Here is an 18,321-nt window from a genome sequence, read left to right as displayed (position 1 = left end):
AAATACATAGGAGGGCTATGATATGCTACGTACAATGATTTCCGCTTCCAACACGATGACTCAATTGCAACAACAGCTTGATACAATTGGCAATAACCTAGCGAATAGTAATACGCATGGTTTCAAAGCTAAGGAAGCTAAGTTTGGCGAACTATTATATCAACAATTTAACAATGACAAGTCTGACAAGACAGAGCGCCAATCTCCAATAGGCATTCGCATTGGTGTTGGGGCACAACTGGCCCAAGCACAAACCGTTTGGAAGCAGGGGAGTATTCAATCGACAGAACGTTCTCTCGACTTTTCATTCACGAAGCCGAAGCAATACTTGAACATCATCATGCCAGATGGTGAAAATGGTGACCGTACAGTCTATACTCGTCAAGGGGATTTATATATATCAACCGATGATTATAACAATGCCATGCTAGTAAATGCAGATGGCTACCCAGTCGCTGGGGCTGATGGGAATCCAATTATTTTCCCTGAAAACGTAAAGGGATTTGGTATGAAAGACAATGGTGAGCTGAATATTACTTTTGATGACGGTTCACAACGTACAGTAGAACTTGCTGTTACAGAGCTTCAACGTCCCCAACTAATGGAACATATTTCGGGTACATACATCGGTCTTCCTACAAACTTAAATGAATTAGGTGTGACAGAAGCTGAAGTCCTACGAAATTTACAAGGTGCAGACCGAGCTGAGATTGGTTTACAAAATGGTTCTTTAGAAATGTCGAACGTTGATACGTCTAAAGAAATGACTGAGCTTATTAATACGCAAAGATCTTATCAATTTAATGCTAGAACGATTACTTTATCAGATCAAATGTTAGGTCTTGTTAACGGCATTCGATAAAGCAATCTGAACAGAGGAGAAAAACAAGTTATGACAAACAATTTGAAAAAAAACGTGACTGAGCCTAATACTTCAAAGCCAATGACTCGTAAAGAAGCAAAAATCGAGAGAGAGGTTAAAGAAGAAGTTAATATGAAATGGTGGTCAAATTTACGACTGTTCCCAATCGGGATGCGCATCCTTGTCGTACTCATTTTGCTTGTCATAGCAGCTGTGTCAGGTGCTATGATTGGTTATAGTGTTATTGGTGAAGGCGATGCATTAGATACACTGAAAGTCTCTACGTGGCGCCATATATTTGATATTATGAACGGCGTAGTGGACAAATAATCATTATTTCTACAGAACCTTTCATATTAGGAGGACTAAAATGTTAACTGCAGATCAAATTCAAGCGATTTTACCTCATCGTTATCCCTTTTTACTTGTAGACCGTATTCTTGAACTAGAAGAAGGAAAAAGAGCAGTAGGTTTAAAAAACGTTTCAATTAATGAGCAATTTTTCAATGGACATTTCCCAGGGTATCCTGTGATGCCAGGTGTTTTGATTATCGAAGCACTTGCACAAGTTGGTGGAGTCGCGCTATTGAAGTCTGAAGAGTTCAAAGGGCGATTAGCTTTCTTAACAGGAATTGATAATGCGCGTTTTAAACGTCAAGTAATTCCTGGTGATCAACTTCGTTTAGAAGTAGAATTTACTAAATTACGTGGTGTGATGGGTAAGGGACATGCTAAAGCAACAGTTGACGGTGAGCTAGTTTGCGAAGCAGACATTTTATTTGCAATTGGACCAGTTCAAAAAGTATAAAATAAAATTCAAATCATTTTTTTTAGGATAGTTTCCTTCTTTCGGGGCAAGATATGTTATATCGCACGTATAGTGTGTGATGGATATGACAATGCAGAAAGGAGGGAACTTTTTTATGTGGATTAAACCTGCAGCAGTACTATTGCTTGGTTCACTTTTACTCGTTGGTTGTAATAATAATAAAGCAAACGAGCCTCTAAAAAACGAAACGCCAATGGAGCGTGTCGAGGATGATGTTAATAGAGGAGTGGAAAACGTTACGCCAGATGTTCATGATGAACGTGTGAATGAAACGGTACCAGGTGAAAATAAAGTCATAGACGAGAAGACAACAGATGAGAAAATCATAGACGAAAACGTAACACCAAATGATGAAATCGTCGAGGATGATCTTAATAGAGATCATAGAGACAATAAATAATACAGATTAGCAAAAAACTCGGCATAGTATAAATATGCCGAGTTTTTATCGTTTCTTATGGTTTTATTCGTGGTCTTTTTTTCATATCTGTTTTAAATTGGCTTAAAAGTGCATCACCTTCAAGACCTTCATCAATTAGCTTATCCAGTAGTAGCTCCGCATATTGACGACGTACCGTTTTAAGTGTTCCTTTCAGTAATACGGAAACTTGATTGTCTATTTCCTTCACGGCATTTACAACAACCCTAAAGGCCGCTGGTTCATTGTCTGGATAAGAAATAACTGCGCGCACTTCTAATATTTCATCGGTCCCTAAATAAGGCTCAAAAAAAGCTTTATATTGACGATCCATATACATTTCCAAAACCCATGATTTATGGCTATTCTCTTGATTGATAATGATGCCATCTGTTAAAGGAAATGACTTCAACTGATCATCCTGTAACAATTCCAAAGAGAGCATTTTAAACGTTTTCACCTAAACCAACCACCATCCTTTATGTAATGTATTATGTCTATTATAACATATCCCTAAATGTTCCAAATTTAACTTTTGTACAGTCATTCTAAAATTGAGAACCTATATAAGACAATAGTTTACAGGAAAGAACTTAAATTGACACGTCTAAAAAGCTAATTATACATATCAAAAATAGCCCGAAATCTAATTTTAAGACTTTGCGTAAATACTCTTTCCAGAATAAGATGAACTTATATTCAAGCAAAAGGAGGTGAGACATTGAATCAAGTTTCGTTAGTAGGAAGGATTACAAAGGATCCTGAACTACGAAAGTTACATGAAGGGAAAGTTCAAACTAACTTTATTCTTGCTGTAAATCGAAACTACAGAAATCAAAACGGAGAAATAGAAGCTGATTTCGTCTTCTGTACAGCATGGGGAAGGCTGGCAGATAATGTTGTGAAGTATTGTGGCAAAGGATCACTAATAGGGGTTAGTGGCCGCGTACAATCACGCTCTTATCAAAAGGAGGATGGCAAAAGAACCTATATAACGGAAGTCGTTGGAGAGGACGTCCGTTTTCTCGTTTTGAAAGAAAGGGAAGGTAGACATGAACAAGTCGCTACAGAAGCTGGTCTAACGACACAACAAGCATCTGTAGCTGCAGAATTCACAAAAGAATTCCATCTACCTAATACTGAAAAAGAAAAATTACCGATTGTTTAATCCATATCCCTATTGGAAGACCGCACCAATAGGCTCATAATTTCTTCATTGAACTACCAAATAATCTACCACCTTAAAAGGAAAATGTTTCATAGATTATGGCATTAACATCGGATTAAGCAATTGGACTCGACCACAGATGAAGTAGTAAAAGTAATGATCTATCATTTCATTGAAATTTCATCTATCTAAAAAGGGGAAGCAAGAAGTAGAAATAACAATAGTATGTGAATACGATCTAACGGGAAAGATCAAAAAAATCCGGCTATGATCATAGCCGGATTTTATCGATAATAATTTAGTTAAAATTGAATGATAATAGATCAAGGATTTCTTCGTCTTTTAGTTCCGTAATCCACTGACTTGATTGGATGAGATCCTCTGATAATGCTTGTTTTTCAGTTAATAGTGTATCGATTTTCTCTTCAATAGTTCCTGTCGTGATGAATTTATGGACATGTACAAATTGAGTTTGCCCGATACGGTATGCACGGTCTGTAGCTTGGTTTTCAACTGCAGGATTCCACCAGCGGTCAGCATGTAGAACGTGATTGGCTGCCGTTAAATTTAGACCGGTTCCACCTGCTTTTAAAGACAAGATGAAAATAGGGAATTCACCTTTTTGGAATGATTCAACGAAATGATCGCGCTGTTGCTTAGGCATACTACCTGTTAAAAACGGCACGTCTATATCATAAAGTTCAGAGAAACAATGTTGTAGTAAGTGACCCATACCAATATACTGAGTGAAAATTAAGCATTGCTCATTATTACTGGCAATTTCAGAGCCAAGTGTTACAAGGCGGTCTAACTTTTCTGAACGCGGTAGCATATCCGCTGCATTATCAAACGGTTCTTTTAAATACAGAGCGGGGTGATTACATAACTGCTTTAACTTACTAAGCATTTTCAAAATCAAACCTTTACGTTCAAAGCCAGTTAATGTTTCAAGCTTATGCATTGTTTCTTGAATAAAGCTTTCGTAAAGCACAGCTTGCTCTTGTGTTAATGGACAGTATTCAAGCTGTTCAAGCTTATCAGGTAAGTTCAGCATAAGTGCAGGATCCTGCTTCGTTCTACGTAATAGGAATGGTTGGATTTTTTTACGTAATTTTTGCTTATGAGCTTCAGAATCATCACGCTCAATTGGAGCGATATAATCTTCTTGGAAGCGACGAATGCTTCCTAAGTAACCTTTGTATATAAAATCAAAAATAGCCCATAGCTCGGACAAGCGGTTTTCAACAGGTGTCCCTGTTAATGCAATATGATGCTCACCATGCAGCTTACGAATCGCTCTAGATTGCTTTGTTTGCATATTTTTTATATTTTGAGCTTCATCAAGTGCAATACAAGCCCAGTTCAATTTTTCAAGGCTATCGGCATCTTGTGTAACAGTTCCATATGTTGTCAACACAACTTGAGGGGATTGCTCTTTTAAATAACTAACTAGTGAGTCTTCCTTCAAACGACCTGCGCCATAATGTAAGTAAACCTCTAAAGAAGGAGCAAAACGTTCAAGTTCTTTTTGCCAGTTGCCTAATACAGAAGTTGGGCAAATGATTAGAGTCGGTGGCTTTTCTTCTTCATAGACATGACATAAATATGAGATAAGCTGAACCGTTTTGCCAAGTCCCATATCATCAGCCAAACAAGCTCCAAATTGCTGCTCACGCATGAATGTCAGCCAATCATAACCTTCCTGCTGATAAGGACGTAAAGAAGCATGTAGCTTGTCTGATACAGGCACAGATGGCAAACCTTTTTTATCTTGTAGCTTTTTCACATAGTCCTTCAATGATTTCTGAATTTCAAATTGGAAGAATGGATCATCCGCAGAATCATCCTCATCCTCTTCCACTGGTACAACAAGTTCTTCAGGCAACTCCTGGAATAGCAGATCACGAACGGTCCAATTTTCATTTTCAGCTTTATCCATTAGTTTACGGATCTCTTGCATCCAAGCCGCATCCACACGTACCCATTCTGTACCAGCACGTATAAATTCACGATTATCATTGACCATTTGTTGAAATTGCTCCATGGTTAGTTCTTGCCCGTTCAAGGACAATTTCCAATTAAAGGTCAGAATCTCTTGTAAACCAGCTGCTGATTTATAATTTGAAGCAGTGCTAGCACTAGCTCGTACTTTCACACGAGAATCTTTTATATCTTTTAACCAAGCCGGTAAAATGATTTCAAAACCAAGTGCTTGTAGGCGAATAAAATCTGCACGTAAAAACTGTCTAACATCAGCATCCGATAAAGTTAAGGATAAGAATAAACTGGTATCTGCATTATCCATATAGTCATGCATATGCAATAAACTAGACATTTGACCTTGTAGCTTTTCTATTCCGTCAGCATGTTGCTTCCACTTATCAGGCAGCGCGTTTTCGATTTTCAAAGCGCGCTTGCGCATAGGTGGTGCCCAATAAGTTGCACTTTTTTTCCCACGAATAACGGTCTCTAAAACCCAATCCTCAGATAATTCCTCTGGTTCACGTAATCGTAAAGCCACGAAAATTTCATCATGCACATTTTTGGTTGTAATTGGCCATCCACCATTTCGGAAGAACGGTAACAATGGTGGTAAATCTGTAAAACGTAAACCAGCCTCCACCATTTTTTGCATCAATGCATTTTCTAGTAAATTTGTAGCTGTTTCATCTAATGGAACCTTTAGCTCCAACTTTTCTTCTTCTTCGTCAAGTGAAATTGAATCCCATAGGCGAGGAGAGTACCAAAAACTAGATGCTTCATTTGCTGCAGCCAGCCACTTCGCTGATGCCATGTCGATTCCTTCATATTGAACAAATGGATGTTGCTCTTTTTCAGAAAATAATTCAACCATTTCAAGGGGTGTTAACGTAACATATTCCTCCGAATGATTAGCCGTTAAACCATAAAAAGTAGCTTCGTAGTGGAAAAAGAGAAAAGGAAGCCATTCATGTGTATACATTGGTTGTCCATCGGATTTAAAAGCTTGCAACGTGAACGACTGATTGGACTCGGTTTGAATGCCAAGCGTGATGGATTTCATGAAAGTAGATGGCACGTTTGAAATAGTTGTCATAGCTTCAGATTTCCTTTCTCGATTTCTTCTTGTAAAGCTCGTAATCGTTTATATTGTTGTCGAAGTGTTTCGACATATTGATTCCAATATTCATTTTTTGCGCTTTTCTTCGCCGCAGACTTCATTTTCTTCCAAACCCGGACGGCTTGTTTATAATGCTGTCTCGATTTTTGAGAAACTTCTTCTAATGCAAGGGCATGATAAAGAGGAAGAAGAACTTCAGGTTTATACTCCAATACATCCTTTACACCACATAATTCTAAATAAGCTAGTGAAGAAGGGAAGCGATGATGCAGAGCAGCCCATTCTAAATAACGTTCCTTTTCAATCAAATAATGTGAAAAAGGTTGCATGCCATACATACCAGAAGCTGTAAAGAGTACCTCTGCCTCTTCATCAGTTAAATTTATTTTCGAACAAAGACGATTGAAAGTATTGACGAAATTAGAACGATACCTCGTTGCGAGCCAATTATTGATGAATTCATCTAACATAGGAAGCATCGAACGTAAAATCATTTGTAACGCTTCTGAATCCTCATTGCGGTCTGCAAAATGAGCTAGATCAAGCCATACTAATAACTCATCGACTTTAATCTGAGTCAATGATTGTTGTAAATCATCATACTTTTTCAACATAAGGAAGAACATAGCTCGGATGCTTTCTACATTTACATCACTTGAAAAGTCTTTTTCTGCTCGGAGCATATCAAGTTCAAGCTCACGTCGCTTTTTCTCATTAAACATAGACTCCCAAAATAATGTGTAAATGTACAAACGCTCTTCAAAATAACCTTCCTGTTTTACAAGGAAATAATGTGTCATTTGTTGCAATGTATCATAAAATGGATCCGTTGCAAAAAGACGAGATTTACTAGCAGTTAAGCGTATATAATCTTTTAATGCTTGGCTCTCTTGCTCGATAAAATTGATCATATAGGAGCGCGCTGACTCATTAGCTGGATGTAGGTGCTTCCAAGTATGAGATAGAAGAGCCATATGTGTAAATAATTGATATAAACTGCGCCATTCACGTTCTAATGGCGTATGTTTTGCAATCTGAGACTGCATATCAGCGAAAATGCTCTCTATTAAATAAGGGTTTAATGATTGTTGATTATATAAATTTACTTTGTAAATATTCTCCACAAGCTTAAGCCAACTTTCAGGCGTACGCTCATCTTTAAATAAAGAAAGCTGATTTAACTTCTGAGAACGGAAATTCTCGAGCCAACCAGACAGTGAATCAACATATTGATATAACACGAACATCGCCGCTAATTTATGGCGACACCATTTCTTGTTACGACAATCACATGTAAATAGATCATCGTTTATATAAAACGTTGCAGTAGCAGGCGTAGCATCCTGCACAACAAAATGAAGTATATTAAGTACTTCACTATAAGAAGAAATTTTCACATAGTTATGGCGCGCTAAAAAAGCTGCTCTTCTGACAAGCTCTTCATCCTCGGGAACTGATGAATTCAGCTCTAGTTCAATTGCAGCCATATTATTGCGAATAGCATCTTCGTATTTTTTGGCAATTTCTGAAATATTTGTATTCATACATTCCGCTCCTGAAAAAAATCGTTCCTTTCATTATACGGCTATTTCAGGTCATCCGTAAATGCATAAGGACAGTCTTTATTTTTTTATATAATTAATCAAACAAGAATAATATTATTTTTACTGAAAATAAGCGGCTATAAGCATACAAAATGAATTGATAAATAGTGAAGAAAGTCTGATTTTATTGCAAAAATACATAAAAAGCATGTAGGAAATCGATAAAACAGGGTACTTTTTCATTAAGTTATTGAAATATTCAGAGAAAAATGTGAGAATGTATATAACTAAATATTGGAATAAATAATAATATTAGGGTGGTGATTAATTGGCACGCTATATGATTCGAATTCCTGATTTAAGATCATCCATACATTCAGTTAAATCTTTTAAATGGTATTTAGTATATGCACCTAAAAATCGATCTAAAAAGGTCATCATTTCTTCTGAGGGAAGTTATGAAGAACGTCATGACGTTTACATTGATAATCACTTTTTTGATACAGTTAGTGTAGACTTAACCCGGAACCATATTTTACTACATCAACGAAGTATGCCATACGAGCAAAGCGAGGAGAATTTAAAAGCTTTATTAACAACTATTTATGTAATCGCTGAGCCGAATACTTTTTACTTTTTTACATATGGAAGGAAGAAAAAAAGATGAATTCTAGAAAGCAAAAGAAATTTGTTCTTTTGCTTTTTATCTGCACTATATGAGCATATAATGATACCATATAAATAATCTGAAAATTCTATAAAAAGGAGTGGCTTACATGTTACATGTACGAAGAATGGAACCTTTTTATACTAAGAAAGAGGGGAATCGACTAAAACTAGTATTTGCGTATCAATATTTCTCCATTACAAAAGAAGATGAGCTATATCATTTTGTCCCAGTAGAGGGCAAGGAAATCATTATCAATCTAAATAATTTACAAATTGAAAACTTATCTGAAGTATTTGTTTTCCAGAAAGGTAGTCGTTTCATACGCTTACCGTTGTATCAATTGCTAACCATATCTAACATCCATGATCATCTGGAACTCATTTATGACTCCCTTGAGTTGAGTAAGGAAAAGGGCAAAACAGAGCAATTCACTAGTACTAATAAGGAAGTAGTAGACCTAATCACTCAACTTGAAAAGGACAACAAACTTCGCCTTATCGATCAAGCACTCGCTGTTCGAGATGAAAATTTATTTATCACACTAACACACAAACTATAGCATCGTACTAACGGAGGATTTTCAATTGAATAACAAAACCACATAGAAAGCACCTATCATTAGTAAAACGATAGGTGCTTTTAACATGCCCTCAATGTGTTAACACATATACAAAAATTATTAATAGTGCTATAAAAACCCCAAATGCATTAATTACAAAATCATAGAAATCCAATTTCACATTTTTTTTTGGTTCCAATTCACTACAGCTCCTTTCGATGAAAACCAATGATATTTATATAAAGCTTCTCCAAATCACTTAAACTTTAAACACATAAACTAGAATTCGAATTTCCTAATAAAGGAATTAATGTAAAAGCCGATATAAATGAAAAACACAAAAGGACTGAGGGGTATGAGAATAGGAGATTGGTATTCACAAGGACTATCTATATTAAAAAGTATGAATAACAACTGGAATATGGCGAGTAAAGCGCTCGAACGTCTTTCAACAGGCTACCGTATTAATCGAGCTGGTGATGATCCAGCAGGTCTAGCCATTTCAGAAAAAATGCGCGCCCAAATTCGTGGACTCAATATGGCCAGTAAGAATATTCAAGATGGTATTGGGATGGTCCAAACAGCCGAAGGAGCACTCAACGAAACACACGCTATGCTTCAACGTATGCGGGAACTCTCAACTCAAGCATCAAATGATACATTAACAGACGAAGATCGTCGTCAACTGGACCTGGAATTCCAAGAATTAAAAAAAGAGATTACAAGAACATCCACAGACACCGAATTCAACACAAAAAAGCTTCTCAACGGCAGTGTATCAAAAGATCCTTTGAAAATTCAAGCAGGTGCAAATTCAGGTCAGACTATCGACATGTACATTAACGATATGAGTGGCGGAAGCCTCGACATCGACGGACTATCTATCGATACCAGAGAGAATGCCGAATCTGCCCTCTCAAAACTCGACGCAGCTATCAACAAAGTCTCCAGCGAACGCTCACGCCTTGGAGCTTACCAAAATCGTCTCGAACATGCCTACAACAACTCAGTCAACATGGCAGAAAACTTAACCGCTGCCGAATCCCGCATCCGTGATGCAGACATGGCTCAAGAAATGATGAACTTCGTCAAAGCCAACATACTTCAACAAGCAGCCCAATACGCCTTAAGCCTACACATGCAACGAGCCCAATCCATCCTAGAACTACTACGCCCACCAAATTCAAAACGCTAAAGGGAGCCTGAGTAGAGCTAAAGGGAGTTTGAGTAGAGCTAAAGGGAGCTCGAGTAGAGCCAAAGGGAGCGAGTAGAGCTAAAGGGGTCTCGAGTAGAGCCAAAGGGGTCTCGAGTAGAGCTAAAGGGAGTCCGAGTAGAGCTAAAGGGAGCTCGAGTAGAGCCAAAGGGAGTTTGAGTAGAGCTAAAGGGAGCCCGAGTAGAGCCAAAGGGAGCGAGTAGGGCCAAAGGGAGCTCGAGTAGAGCTAAAGGGAGCTCGAGTAGAGCTAAAGGGAGCTCGAGTAGCGCTAAAGGGAGCGAGTAGAGCTAAAAGGGTCTCGAGTAGCGCTAAAGAGAGCTTGAGTAGGGCCAAAGGGAGTTTGAGTAGAGCTAAAGGGAGCCCGAGTAGAGCCAAAGGGAGCAAGTAGAGCTAAAGGGGTCACGAGTAGAGCCAAAGGGAGCTCGAGTAGAGCCAAAGGAAGTTCGAGTAGAGCCATAGGGAGCTCGAGTAGAGCCAAAGGGAGCTCGAGTAGAGCTAAAGAGAGCTCGAGTAGAGCCAAAGGAAGTTCGAGTAGAGCTAAAGGGGTCACGAGTAGCGCTAAAGGGAGCCCGAGTAGAGCCAAAGGGAGCAAGTAGAGCTAAAGGGGTCACGAGTAGAGCCAAAGGGAGCTCGAGTAGAGCCAAAGGAAGTTCGAGTAGAGCTAAAGGGAGCGAGTAGCGCTAAAGAGAGCTTGAGTAGAGCCAAAGGAAGTTCGAGTAGAACTAAAGGGGTCACGAGTAGCGCTAAAGAGAGCCCGAGTAAGGCCAAAGGGGTCTCCAGTAGCGCCAAAGAACCCACGATCAGTGCCTAATCCATCACAATCACTGCATAAAGAAATATACATAAACATTGAGTAAAAATGAATAAAAATACGATAAGGTTATTAAAATATGAATATAATCTCTATAAAACTAATATTATATTAATTTTTATGTAGACATATGCATAAAAATAAACTATACTTCAATTTATCAACTTATTCTAAAAATTAAATGAAATGAGGTATATATTATGAAGAAATGGTTAGCGGCATTATTAATGATTACCATGCTAGTAGTTGCAGGTTGTGGCAATGGTGGAGATTCAAATTCATCTGCAGGAAAGAGCAATAACAACTCAACTATCCAAAAAGTAATCAAAGCAAAAAAACTAGTAATTGGTACAAACCCTGGTTACTTCCCATTTGAAATGGTCGACTCAAAAGGAAAATTCATCGGTTATGATATAGACGTTGCTCAAGCAATTGCAGATAACTTAGGTGTTAAATTAGAAGTAAAACAATACGGATTTGACGGACTAGTTCCGGCTCTACAGACGGGTGAAATTGACATGATCTTCGCAGGTATGTCTATCACAGGTGAACGTGCACTAGCAGTCAGCTTTGCAAATCCTTACTACAAAACAGGACAAGCCATCATGCTTCAATCAAAAAATAACACTATAAAATCATATGAAGACCTAGATAAAAAAGGCACTAAAATTGCAGCTCAAATTGCAACAACAGGTTCATTAATTTCAAAAGACATGTTCAAAAATGCAGAAATTAAAGATTATGAAGACTTCCCAGCAGCAGCACTAGCACTACAATCTGGACAAGTTGATGCAGTAATCTATGACGAACCAGCTATCCAAGTTTACAACCTACAACAAGTAGGAAAAGTGAAGAAACTTGAAGGTGTCATCTCTGCAGACAACTTAGGTCTTGCAGTACAGAAAAATGATTTCGAATCAGTACAATGGTTAAATTCATTCTTACACTCATACATCGATAGCCCGGCTGAATTACAATCACGTGCAAAATGGTTCGAAAATAGCGATTGGTTAAAAACAGTTAAAGAATAATAGAACAAGCTGTACTTTGAAACATTACAAACGGCGTAGCTAAACATAAGGGGACTACTCCACTATGTTTGCTGACGTCGTTGTAGTCTTTCATCGAATAAAAACCGATCACAGAAATGATCGAGGAGGACATTTACATGGACATTCAACTAGACTGGAGCGTCATTCCAAATAATATGGACGTCTTTATCCAAGGCGCCTTACTAACATTAGAAATTTCAGCTATCTCACTATTATTAAGTATTCCATTGGGAGTTATTTTTGGAATCGGACGTATTTCACGTAACCCTGTTATTCGCTTTATATCAAGTGCTTACGTAGAAATCATGCGTGGCGTACCATTACTAGTATTGTTAATGTGGATTTACTTCGGGTTAGGTCAATTTTTCTCATTAGGATCTTATTGGGGTTCAATCGTTGGTTTAGCAACATTCTCAGGGGCATTCCTTGCTGAAATCGTTCGTTCGGGTATTCAAGCTGTTCCAAAAGGTCAAATGGAAGCGGCACGTTCAGCGGGTATGTCAAATTTCCAAGCAATGCGTTACATCATATTACCTCAAGCATTTAGAAGAATCTTACCACCAATGGCATCACAATTTATCATTCTTATCAAAGACTCATCGTTAATTTCTGTCATCGCAGGTGTAGATTTAACGTTAAAAGCAAAAAATTTAGCAGCAACATCATTCCGTTATATAGAAATTTGGACATTCGTTGCGCTCGTTTATTTCATCATGACATTCAGCTTATCTTTAATCATTCGTCAAATCGAAAAACGTATGCTGAAAAATGAACAATAAGAAGGGGAATACGAATTATGATTTCTATCAAAAATGTTAATAAAAGTTTCGGTAATCATCATGTATTAACCGACATCAACCTAGAAGTACCAAAATCAAATGTTGTCGCACTAATCGGACCAAGTGGAGCAGGTAAATCAACTCTGATCCGTACCATAAATGCACTAGAAGAAATCGACACGGGTGAAATAATCGTAGACGGTATTTCTATCCATGACAAAAAAACGGATATTAACAAGGCCCGCACGAACATCGGTTTCGTATTCCAAAGCTTTAACCTATATCCATTTCTATCAGCACTCGAAAATGTCACAATCGCCCCAATGAAAGTAAAAGGACTATCAAAAGCTGAAGCAGAAAAACGTGGTAAAGAACTACTGACATCTCTAGGTTTAGGTGACAAATTCGATGCCTACCCAGGACGCCTATCTGGAGGTCAACAACAACGTGTAGCGATTGCACGCGCACTTGCAATGGATCCACAAGTCATGCTTTTTGACGAACCAACATCAGCTCTTGACCCAGAAATGGTTAAAGAAGTACTCGATGCCATCCGTCAGCTTGCGAACGACGGCATGACAATGGTAGTCGTTACTCACGAAATGGGCTTCGCAAAAGAAATCTGCGACCAAATCGTTTTCATGGCGGAAGGTAAAATTGTCGAAGTCGCACCACCAGAAAAATTCTTCACAAACCCAGACTCAAAACGTGCACAAGACTTCCTATCAGTTGTCTTAAATCACTAATAACGAGCCAGCCGCATAAGCAGCTGGCTTTTTTGTTTAAAATAATAAATTGTAATATATTCCATATAAAGATATAATAGTATGTAAAATTAAGTTGGAAAGGAGCGATAATAATTTTCGAACCAAGACCAAAACCAGTAATATTGTCAGCATATCCAAGACTACTGATGAGACTCTCCCCAACATTCTCAAAATCCATTGATTTGCAAAAAGAATTGGAAAACATCCAAGCAGGATACAATGGAGAATGTAGAGTCGATCAATTGATCCAAGAAACGCATTTTACTCTGCCATTTCAAACTCTCCCAAATGTTGAAATTCAAGCATCCCCAAATAGACTCATTCAAATAGATGCATTAATAATCACACCAAGCTATATTTGCATCCTTGAAGTAAAGCATCTAAGAGGAACATTAAAATTCTTAGAAAACCCCTACCAACTAATCCAAACAATCGATGGCAACAACACAACATACGTATGTCCTCAACAACAAATTTTACGAACCGTAGACAGCTTAGAATACTGGTTGCAACACGAAGTCGGTATCCAATTACCAATTTTCAAAGCAATCGTATTGCCAAACAAACGCACACACATCGAGATCCCACCAACACAAATTAAATTACTAGGACCAAAAGAAGTACCACTCTACCTACAAAAATTAAATAAACACCGAGCCATTATCTCAACAAGTCAATTGCAACATATAATTTATAAAATAAAGAACAGCAACAAACCATACAACGCCTTCCCATTAACAAAAAAACATAGCATTCCTTTAGACCAACTTAAAACTGGCATCATCTGTTGCTGTGGGGGACAAGGCAGACGTTATTCCCAGCGTACATGGACATGCCAAACCTGCGGAAAAAATATCGATAACGCAATCAAAATAGCAATGCAAGACTGGTTCTGGCTCTTCAAATCAACCATAACCCATAAAGAATGTAGTCAATACCTACAAATCAATAACAAAAACCGAATAACAAAACTACTAAAACAAATGAACCTAACCCCCACCGGTCACACTAGATCAAGAACATATCACTATAACTATAAAAAGCCATTGTTTAAAGAGACTCAATCTAATTAACAAACAAGAATAGCTAAAGCCAGAGTGAGAAGCGCCAAAGCCGGCGAGTAGCACCAAAACCAGAGCGAGTAGCGCCAAAGCCAGGCCGAGAAGCGCTAAAGCCAGAGTGAGAAGCGCTAAAGCTAGAGTGAGTAGCGCCAAAGCCCGAGCGAGAAGCGCTAAAGCCAGTGAGTAGAGCTAAAACCAGGTCGAGCAGCGCCAAAGCCAGGTCGAGTAGCGCTAAAGCTAGAGTGAGTAGCGCCAAAGCCCGAGCGAGAAGCGCTAAAGCCAGTGAGTAGAGCTAAAACCAGGTCGAGCAGCGCCAAAGCCAGGTCGAGTAGCGCTAAAGCTAGAGTGAGTAGCGCCAAAGCCCGCTCGAGAAGCGCTAAAGCCGGCGAGTAGCGCCAAAGCTCGGCCGAGCAGAGCCAAAGCCCACTCGAGTAGCGCCAAAGCCAAAGTGAGTAGCACCCCAACCCAAAACCAAAAAATCTCTTAAATATGAAATAAAATATTTAAGTTTTCAGAATATGGGAGTATAATAAAGAGCAAGAAATAATAATGCTAATCATACGAAAGAAGGAACACCAAATGTCTTTATCCCTTAACCCGAAAGCTCTAAAGGGTGGTTTACCCGGTATACGCCAATTCGCAAATCAACTAATCAATTACCCTGATGCCATCAACTTAACGATTGGCCAACCAGACTTCCCAACTCCTGAATCAATCAAACAAGCAGGTATCTGTTCAATCGAACAAAACCTTACAACATACTCACATAACGCTGGTGTCATCGAACTTCGCGAAGCGGCTGTAGCGTTCTTTAAAGAAAAATACGATTGCCATTATAATGCTGTAGACGAAATTATCGTCACGAACGGAGCAAGTCAGGCCATTGATTCTGTATTCCGTACAATCTTTGAAGAAGGGGATGAAATCATCCTCCCAGCACCAATTTACTCAGGATACGAACCAATTATCCAATTCTGCGGTGCAAAAGTAGTTTATTTAGACACGACAGACACTAACTTCCAACCGTCTGCGGAACGTCTAGAAAAACTGATCACACCTAAAACGAAAGCCGTACTATTTAACTTCCCATCTAATCCAACTGGAGCTACGATCTCCCATGAACAAATGGATGAGTTAGCAAAAGTACTAGCAAACCAAGATGTCTATATCATTTCAGACGAAATTTATAGTGAAAACACATTCGAAGGAGAACACCGCTCATTCGGTGCATATCCTGAGCTAAAAGATAAATTATTCTTAATTCACGGTTTATCAAAATCACACTCAATGACTGGATGGCGTATTGGATTCCTTATGACATCTGCTAAGCTTTTGGCAGAAGTCGTGAAAATCCATGCATACAATGCAATCTGTGCAGCGCTTCCTAGCCAATATGCTGCTATCGAAGCACTTACAAACTGCAAAGACATTCCATCGGAGATGAACAAACAATATATTGACCGTCGTGATTATGTTTACGATCGCCTAATTGCAATGGGAATTGAAGTTCAAAAACCAACAGGTGCATTTTACATTTTCCCATCGATCAAAAAGTTTGGATTATCATCTCAAGAATTTGCAATCCGTCTTATGAAAGAGGGGGGCGTTGGTGCCATCCCGGGATCTGTATTCACTCCATATGGTGAAGGCTACCTTCGCATCACTTACGCATATGCACCATCAAAATTAAAAGAAGGCCTTGATCGTCTAGAAGCCTTCATTCAAACACTATAAAATTAAAAATATACCCAAAATGCCAAGTGAAACTATCTCACTTGGCATTTATCATGAATAATGCAAAACATACGGCTAACTTGAAAATAATTGAATTCAGGGCTAAAAACAGAGTATAGTAGACCTTAACAAACACACCCAAAAAGAAAGTAGTGAAATAATGAAAAAAATATTCATGGTCATTTGGGACATTGACGTAGATAAATATGGCGTTAATAGTGTCATGTACAAACGAGCAGGCCTATTAAATAACGCTGACTATTGCTCTGAACTAATCACACTAGACTATAAAAATAATTATTCTGAAATAGAATTACGATTAAAAAAAGAAGGCAGACTTGCCGAAAACGTCAAAATCACGAACATTTATGACTATTATAAAAAAAGCTATACAACAAGTGAACAAACAGTCGAAAGTATTGAAAACTACCGCTTAGCTAGCGAAAAATTCGAACCTGGATATCAAGTAGAAGATAGCGGAGAACAGACGCATTACTTCCAAAATGGTACATATGTAAAATGCAAAACTTGGGACAAGCATCAAAAACTGAGATACATCGACTATTACACACCCGAACAAATTCACATTAAACGCGATGAATTCCATAACGATGGTTATATTAATCGTACGCTCAACTATCATTTGTCTAACAATGAGCTAATTCAAGAACTATACTATACACCAGACAGCTTTTGTTATCTTTCGAAATGGTACAACCATAAAACGGGTAAGCAACAGAAAATTTTCCTATTTCATCCAGAGTCAAAGGAAGTCGTAAGTTTTGCCAATAACAGAGAGTTCCATGTTAATTGGTTTAATGAATTATGCAAAAACGAACCTGAAAAGCCAATTGTCATCTGCGACGGAGCAGGCACAGCAAGCAAAATCCGCAATATGGAATCCGGCTTGGCACACCGTATCTATACTATTCATACAAACCATTTTGAAGCACCTTACACATACGGTAGCGAGCTCAAAGAATATCACAAAGGCATGCTAGAAAACTTGGAGAATGGCGATCCTATTGTTGTCCTAACGGAAAAGCAAAAAGAAGATATCATTAAGCAATTTGGTGAACACGACAACATTTATGTCATTCCAAATGCAATCGAAGTGAAAAATGTGGATATCACTCAAAAAGATCCACTTCTAGTAACAGTCGTAGCAAGGTTAGATGAGGGGAAAGCTGTTGGTGAAGCAGTTCGTGCATTTGCTAAAGTTATTCAAGACGTTCCTGACGCTAAACTTCATATTTACGGTGAAGGACCTAGAAAACGTGCATTAACTTCGCTTATTCGAAAATTAAAACTGAGAAAAAATGTTGAATTAAAAGGCTACACAAACAAAGTAGATGAAGTATTAGCAAAAGCTACCGTAACAGTCCTAACATCAAAATACGAAGGCTTTAGCTTGGTAGCATTAGAATCATTTGCAAATAAAACGCCAGTCATTATATACGACAACAACTACTATATAGACGAATTTGAACCAGCTGGACAGAATGGCTATGCTATTCCAAATAGGGATCGTGAGCAATTAGCAGAAAAGATCATCTACCTGCTAGAAAATGAAGACGAGGCAAAAAGAATGGGCGAAAATGCATACCGTACCGTTCAAACGAAATACTCTCCTGAACTTCAATACAAATTATGGACTAGCCTTTTTAATAAAATCACAACACAAGATTAACAGGTCGCCTAGGCGACCTTTTTTTCGTTTCTTTACACAACAAAAAACCACCTCTCCAATATAG

At 38.3% G+C, this 18,321-nt stretch carries 17 protein-coding genes; 14 read left to right on the top strand and 3 right to left on the bottom strand.

The genetic code is table 11. The annotated features are described in order from the left end of the window. Nucleotides 1–22: 22 nt before the first annotated feature. The 4 genes from AMD00_RS15360 to AMD00_RS15345 all read left to right on the top strand — a co-directional run bounded on the left by AMD00_RS15360 (nucleotide 23) and on the right by AMD00_RS15345 (nucleotide 2,091). Nucleotides 23–862 carry a flagellar hook-basal body protein gene (locus AMD00_RS15360; protein WP_053417876.1) on the top strand — a complete coding sequence of 280 codons (840 nt, stop codon included), beginning with the start codon at nucleotides 23–25 and terminating at the stop codon, nucleotides 860–862. A gap of 30 nt (nucleotides 863–892) precedes the next feature. Next, nucleotides 893–1,192 carry a DNA-directed RNA polymerase subunit beta gene (locus AMD00_RS15355; RefSeq protein WP_053417875.1) on the top strand — a complete coding sequence of 100 codons (300 nt, stop codon included), beginning with the start codon at nucleotides 893–895 and terminating at the stop codon, nucleotides 1,190–1,192. Nucleotides 1,193–1,232: 40 nt separating this feature from the next. Further along, complete coding sequence (fabZ, locus tag AMD00_RS15350) at nucleotides 1,233–1,670, top strand: 3-hydroxyacyl-ACP dehydratase FabZ (protein WP_053417874.1); 438 nt, start codon at nucleotides 1,233–1,235, stop codon at nucleotides 1,668–1,670. Nucleotides 1,671–1,785: 115 nt separating this feature from the next. Further along, nucleotides 1,786–2,091 (top strand): hypothetical protein, encoded by a 306-nt coding sequence (locus tag AMD00_RS15345; RefSeq protein WP_053417873.1) that lies wholly within the window; start codon nucleotides 1,786–1,788, stop codon nucleotides 2,089–2,091. Nucleotides 2,092–2,146: 55 nt separating this feature from the next. Here the strand turns inward: AMD00_RS15345 and AMD00_RS15340 are convergent, their stop codons facing one another. Beyond that, nucleotides 2,147–2,569 carry a YwpF-like family protein gene (locus AMD00_RS15340; protein ID WP_053417872.1) on the bottom strand — a complete coding sequence of 141 codons (423 nt, stop codon included), beginning with the start codon at nucleotides 2,567–2,569 and terminating at the stop codon, nucleotides 2,147–2,149. A 261-nt stretch (nucleotides 2,570–2,830) separates the two neighbouring features. Here AMD00_RS15340 and AMD00_RS15335 point away from each other — a divergent pair, with 261 nt between their 5' ends. Beyond that, on the top strand, nucleotides 2,831–3,277 hold the full coding sequence (locus AMD00_RS15335) for a single-stranded DNA-binding protein (protein WP_083446249.1): 447 nt from the start codon (nucleotides 2,831–2,833) through the stop codon (nucleotides 3,275–3,277). Between the two features lie 298 nt (nucleotides 3,278–3,575). Here AMD00_RS15335 and AMD00_RS15330 read toward each other — a convergent pair whose 3' ends face one another. Continuing rightward, a complete protein-coding gene (locus AMD00_RS15330; RefSeq protein ID WP_211258652.1) occupies nucleotides 3,576–6,353 on the bottom strand; it encodes a DEAD/DEAH box helicase in 2,778 nt (925 codons plus the stop codon). Further along, entirely contained in the window at nucleotides 6,350–7,921 is a 1,572-nt protein-coding gene (locus AMD00_RS15325; RefSeq protein WP_053417871.1) for a hypothetical protein, read from the bottom strand. Before AMD00_RS15325 ends, AMD00_RS15330 begins: the two co-directional genes overlap by 4 nt. 328 nt (nucleotides 7,922–8,249) lie before the next feature. Here AMD00_RS15325 and AMD00_RS15320 point away from each other — a divergent pair, with 328 nt between their 5' ends. The 9 genes from AMD00_RS15320 (at nucleotide 8,250) to AMD00_RS15280 (ending at nucleotide 18,257) form a co-directional block, all read left to right on the top strand. Then, nucleotides 8,250–8,588, top strand: coding sequence for a hypothetical protein (locus AMD00_RS15320; protein ID WP_053417870.1), 339 nt, complete (start codon nucleotides 8,250–8,252; stop codon nucleotides 8,586–8,588). A gap of 109 nt (nucleotides 8,589–8,697) precedes the next feature. Then, nucleotides 8,698–9,150: an IDEAL domain-containing protein gene (locus AMD00_RS15315; RefSeq protein WP_053417869.1), complete on the top strand. Its 453-nt coding sequence runs from the start codon at nucleotides 8,698–8,700 to the stop codon at nucleotides 9,148–9,150. Between the two features lie 355 nt (nucleotides 9,151–9,505). After that, complete coding sequence (locus AMD00_RS15310) at nucleotides 9,506–10,345, top strand: flagellin N-terminal helical domain-containing protein (RefSeq protein ID WP_053417868.1); 840 nt, start codon at nucleotides 9,506–9,508, stop codon at nucleotides 10,343–10,345. A 1,029-nt stretch (nucleotides 10,346–11,374) separates the two neighbouring features. Beyond that, entirely contained in the window at nucleotides 11,375–12,205 is an 831-nt protein-coding gene (locus tag AMD00_RS15305; RefSeq protein ID WP_053417867.1) for a transporter substrate-binding domain-containing protein, read from the top strand. A 137-nt stretch (nucleotides 12,206–12,342) separates the two neighbouring features. Continuing rightward, complete coding sequence (locus AMD00_RS15300; protein ID WP_053417866.1) at nucleotides 12,343–13,005, top strand: amino acid ABC transporter permease; 663 nt, start codon at nucleotides 12,343–12,345, stop codon at nucleotides 13,003–13,005. A 17-nt stretch (nucleotides 13,006–13,022) separates the two neighbouring features. Then, nucleotides 13,023–13,751, top strand: coding sequence for an amino acid ABC transporter ATP-binding protein (locus tag AMD00_RS15295; protein WP_053417865.1), 729 nt, complete (start codon nucleotides 13,023–13,025; stop codon nucleotides 13,749–13,751). Nucleotides 13,752–13,954: 203 nt separating this feature from the next. Continuing rightward, on the top strand, nucleotides 13,955–14,845 hold the full coding sequence (locus tag AMD00_RS15290) for a nuclease-related domain-containing protein (protein WP_053417864.1): 891 nt from the start codon (nucleotides 13,955–13,957) through the stop codon (nucleotides 14,843–14,845). Between the two features lie 567 nt (nucleotides 14,846–15,412). Then, nucleotides 15,413–16,567, top strand: coding sequence for an aminotransferase class I/II-fold pyridoxal phosphate-dependent enzyme (locus AMD00_RS15285; RefSeq protein WP_053417863.1), 1,155 nt, complete (start codon nucleotides 15,413–15,415; stop codon nucleotides 16,565–16,567). 160 nt (nucleotides 16,568–16,727) lie between these two features. Next, nucleotides 16,728–18,257 carry a glycosyltransferase gene (locus AMD00_RS15280; RefSeq protein WP_053417862.1) on the top strand — a complete coding sequence of 510 codons (1,530 nt, stop codon included), beginning with the start codon at nucleotides 16,728–16,730 and terminating at the stop codon, nucleotides 18,255–18,257. The last annotated feature ends 64 nt before the right edge of the window (nucleotides 18,258–18,321 follow it).

Source organism: Viridibacillus arvi (genome assembly GCF_001274945.1).
Classification (GTDB): domain Bacteria; phylum Bacillota; class Bacilli; order Bacillales_A; family Planococcaceae; genus Viridibacillus; species Viridibacillus arvi.
The sequence above is the reverse complement of the archived record's forward strand: the minus strand, read 5'-3'. Positions and strand labels throughout refer to the sequence as shown.

Excerpts from the sequence above, each read along its gene's own strand:
- AMD00_RS15360 (WP_053417876.1), top strand. The coding sequence starts at position 23 with ATGCTACGTACAATGATTTCCGCTTCCAACACGATGACTCAATTGCAA.
- AMD00_RS15355 (WP_053417875.1), top strand. The coding sequence starts at position 893 with ATGACAAACAATTTGAAAAAAAACGTGACTGAGCCTAATACTTCAAAG.
- fabZ (WP_053417874.1), top strand. The coding sequence starts at position 1,233 with ATGTTAACTGCAGATCAAATTCAAGCGATTTTACCTCATCGTTATCCC.
- AMD00_RS15345 (WP_053417873.1), top strand. The coding sequence starts at position 1,786 with ATGTGGATTAAACCTGCAGCAGTACTATTGCTTGGTTCACTTTTACTC.
- AMD00_RS15330 (WP_211258652.1), bottom strand. The coding sequence starts at position 6,353 with ATGACAACTATTTCAAACGTGCCATCTACTTTCATGAAATCCATCACG.
- AMD00_RS15325 (WP_053417871.1), bottom strand. The coding sequence starts at position 7,921 with ATGAATACAAATATTTCAGAAATTGCCAAAAAATACGAAGATGCTATT.
- AMD00_RS15315 (WP_053417869.1), top strand. The coding sequence starts at position 8,698 with ATGTTACATGTACGAAGAATGGAACCTTTTTATACTAAGAAAGAGGGG.
- AMD00_RS15310 (WP_053417868.1), top strand. The coding sequence starts at position 9,506 with ATGAGAATAGGAGATTGGTATTCACAAGGACTATCTATATTAAAAAGT.
- AMD00_RS15305 (WP_053417867.1), top strand. The coding sequence starts at position 11,375 with ATGAAGAAATGGTTAGCGGCATTATTAATGATTACCATGCTAGTAGTT.
- AMD00_RS15300 (WP_053417866.1), top strand. The coding sequence starts at position 12,343 with ATGGACATTCAACTAGACTGGAGCGTCATTCCAAATAATATGGACGTC.
- AMD00_RS15295 (WP_053417865.1), top strand. The coding sequence starts at position 13,023 with ATGATTTCTATCAAAAATGTTAATAAAAGTTTCGGTAATCATCATGTA.
- AMD00_RS15285 (WP_053417863.1), top strand. The coding sequence starts at position 15,413 with ATGTCTTTATCCCTTAACCCGAAAGCTCTAAAGGGTGGTTTACCCGGT.
- AMD00_RS15280 (WP_053417862.1), top strand. The coding sequence starts at position 16,728 with ATGAAAAAAATATTCATGGTCATTTGGGACATTGACGTAGATAAATAT.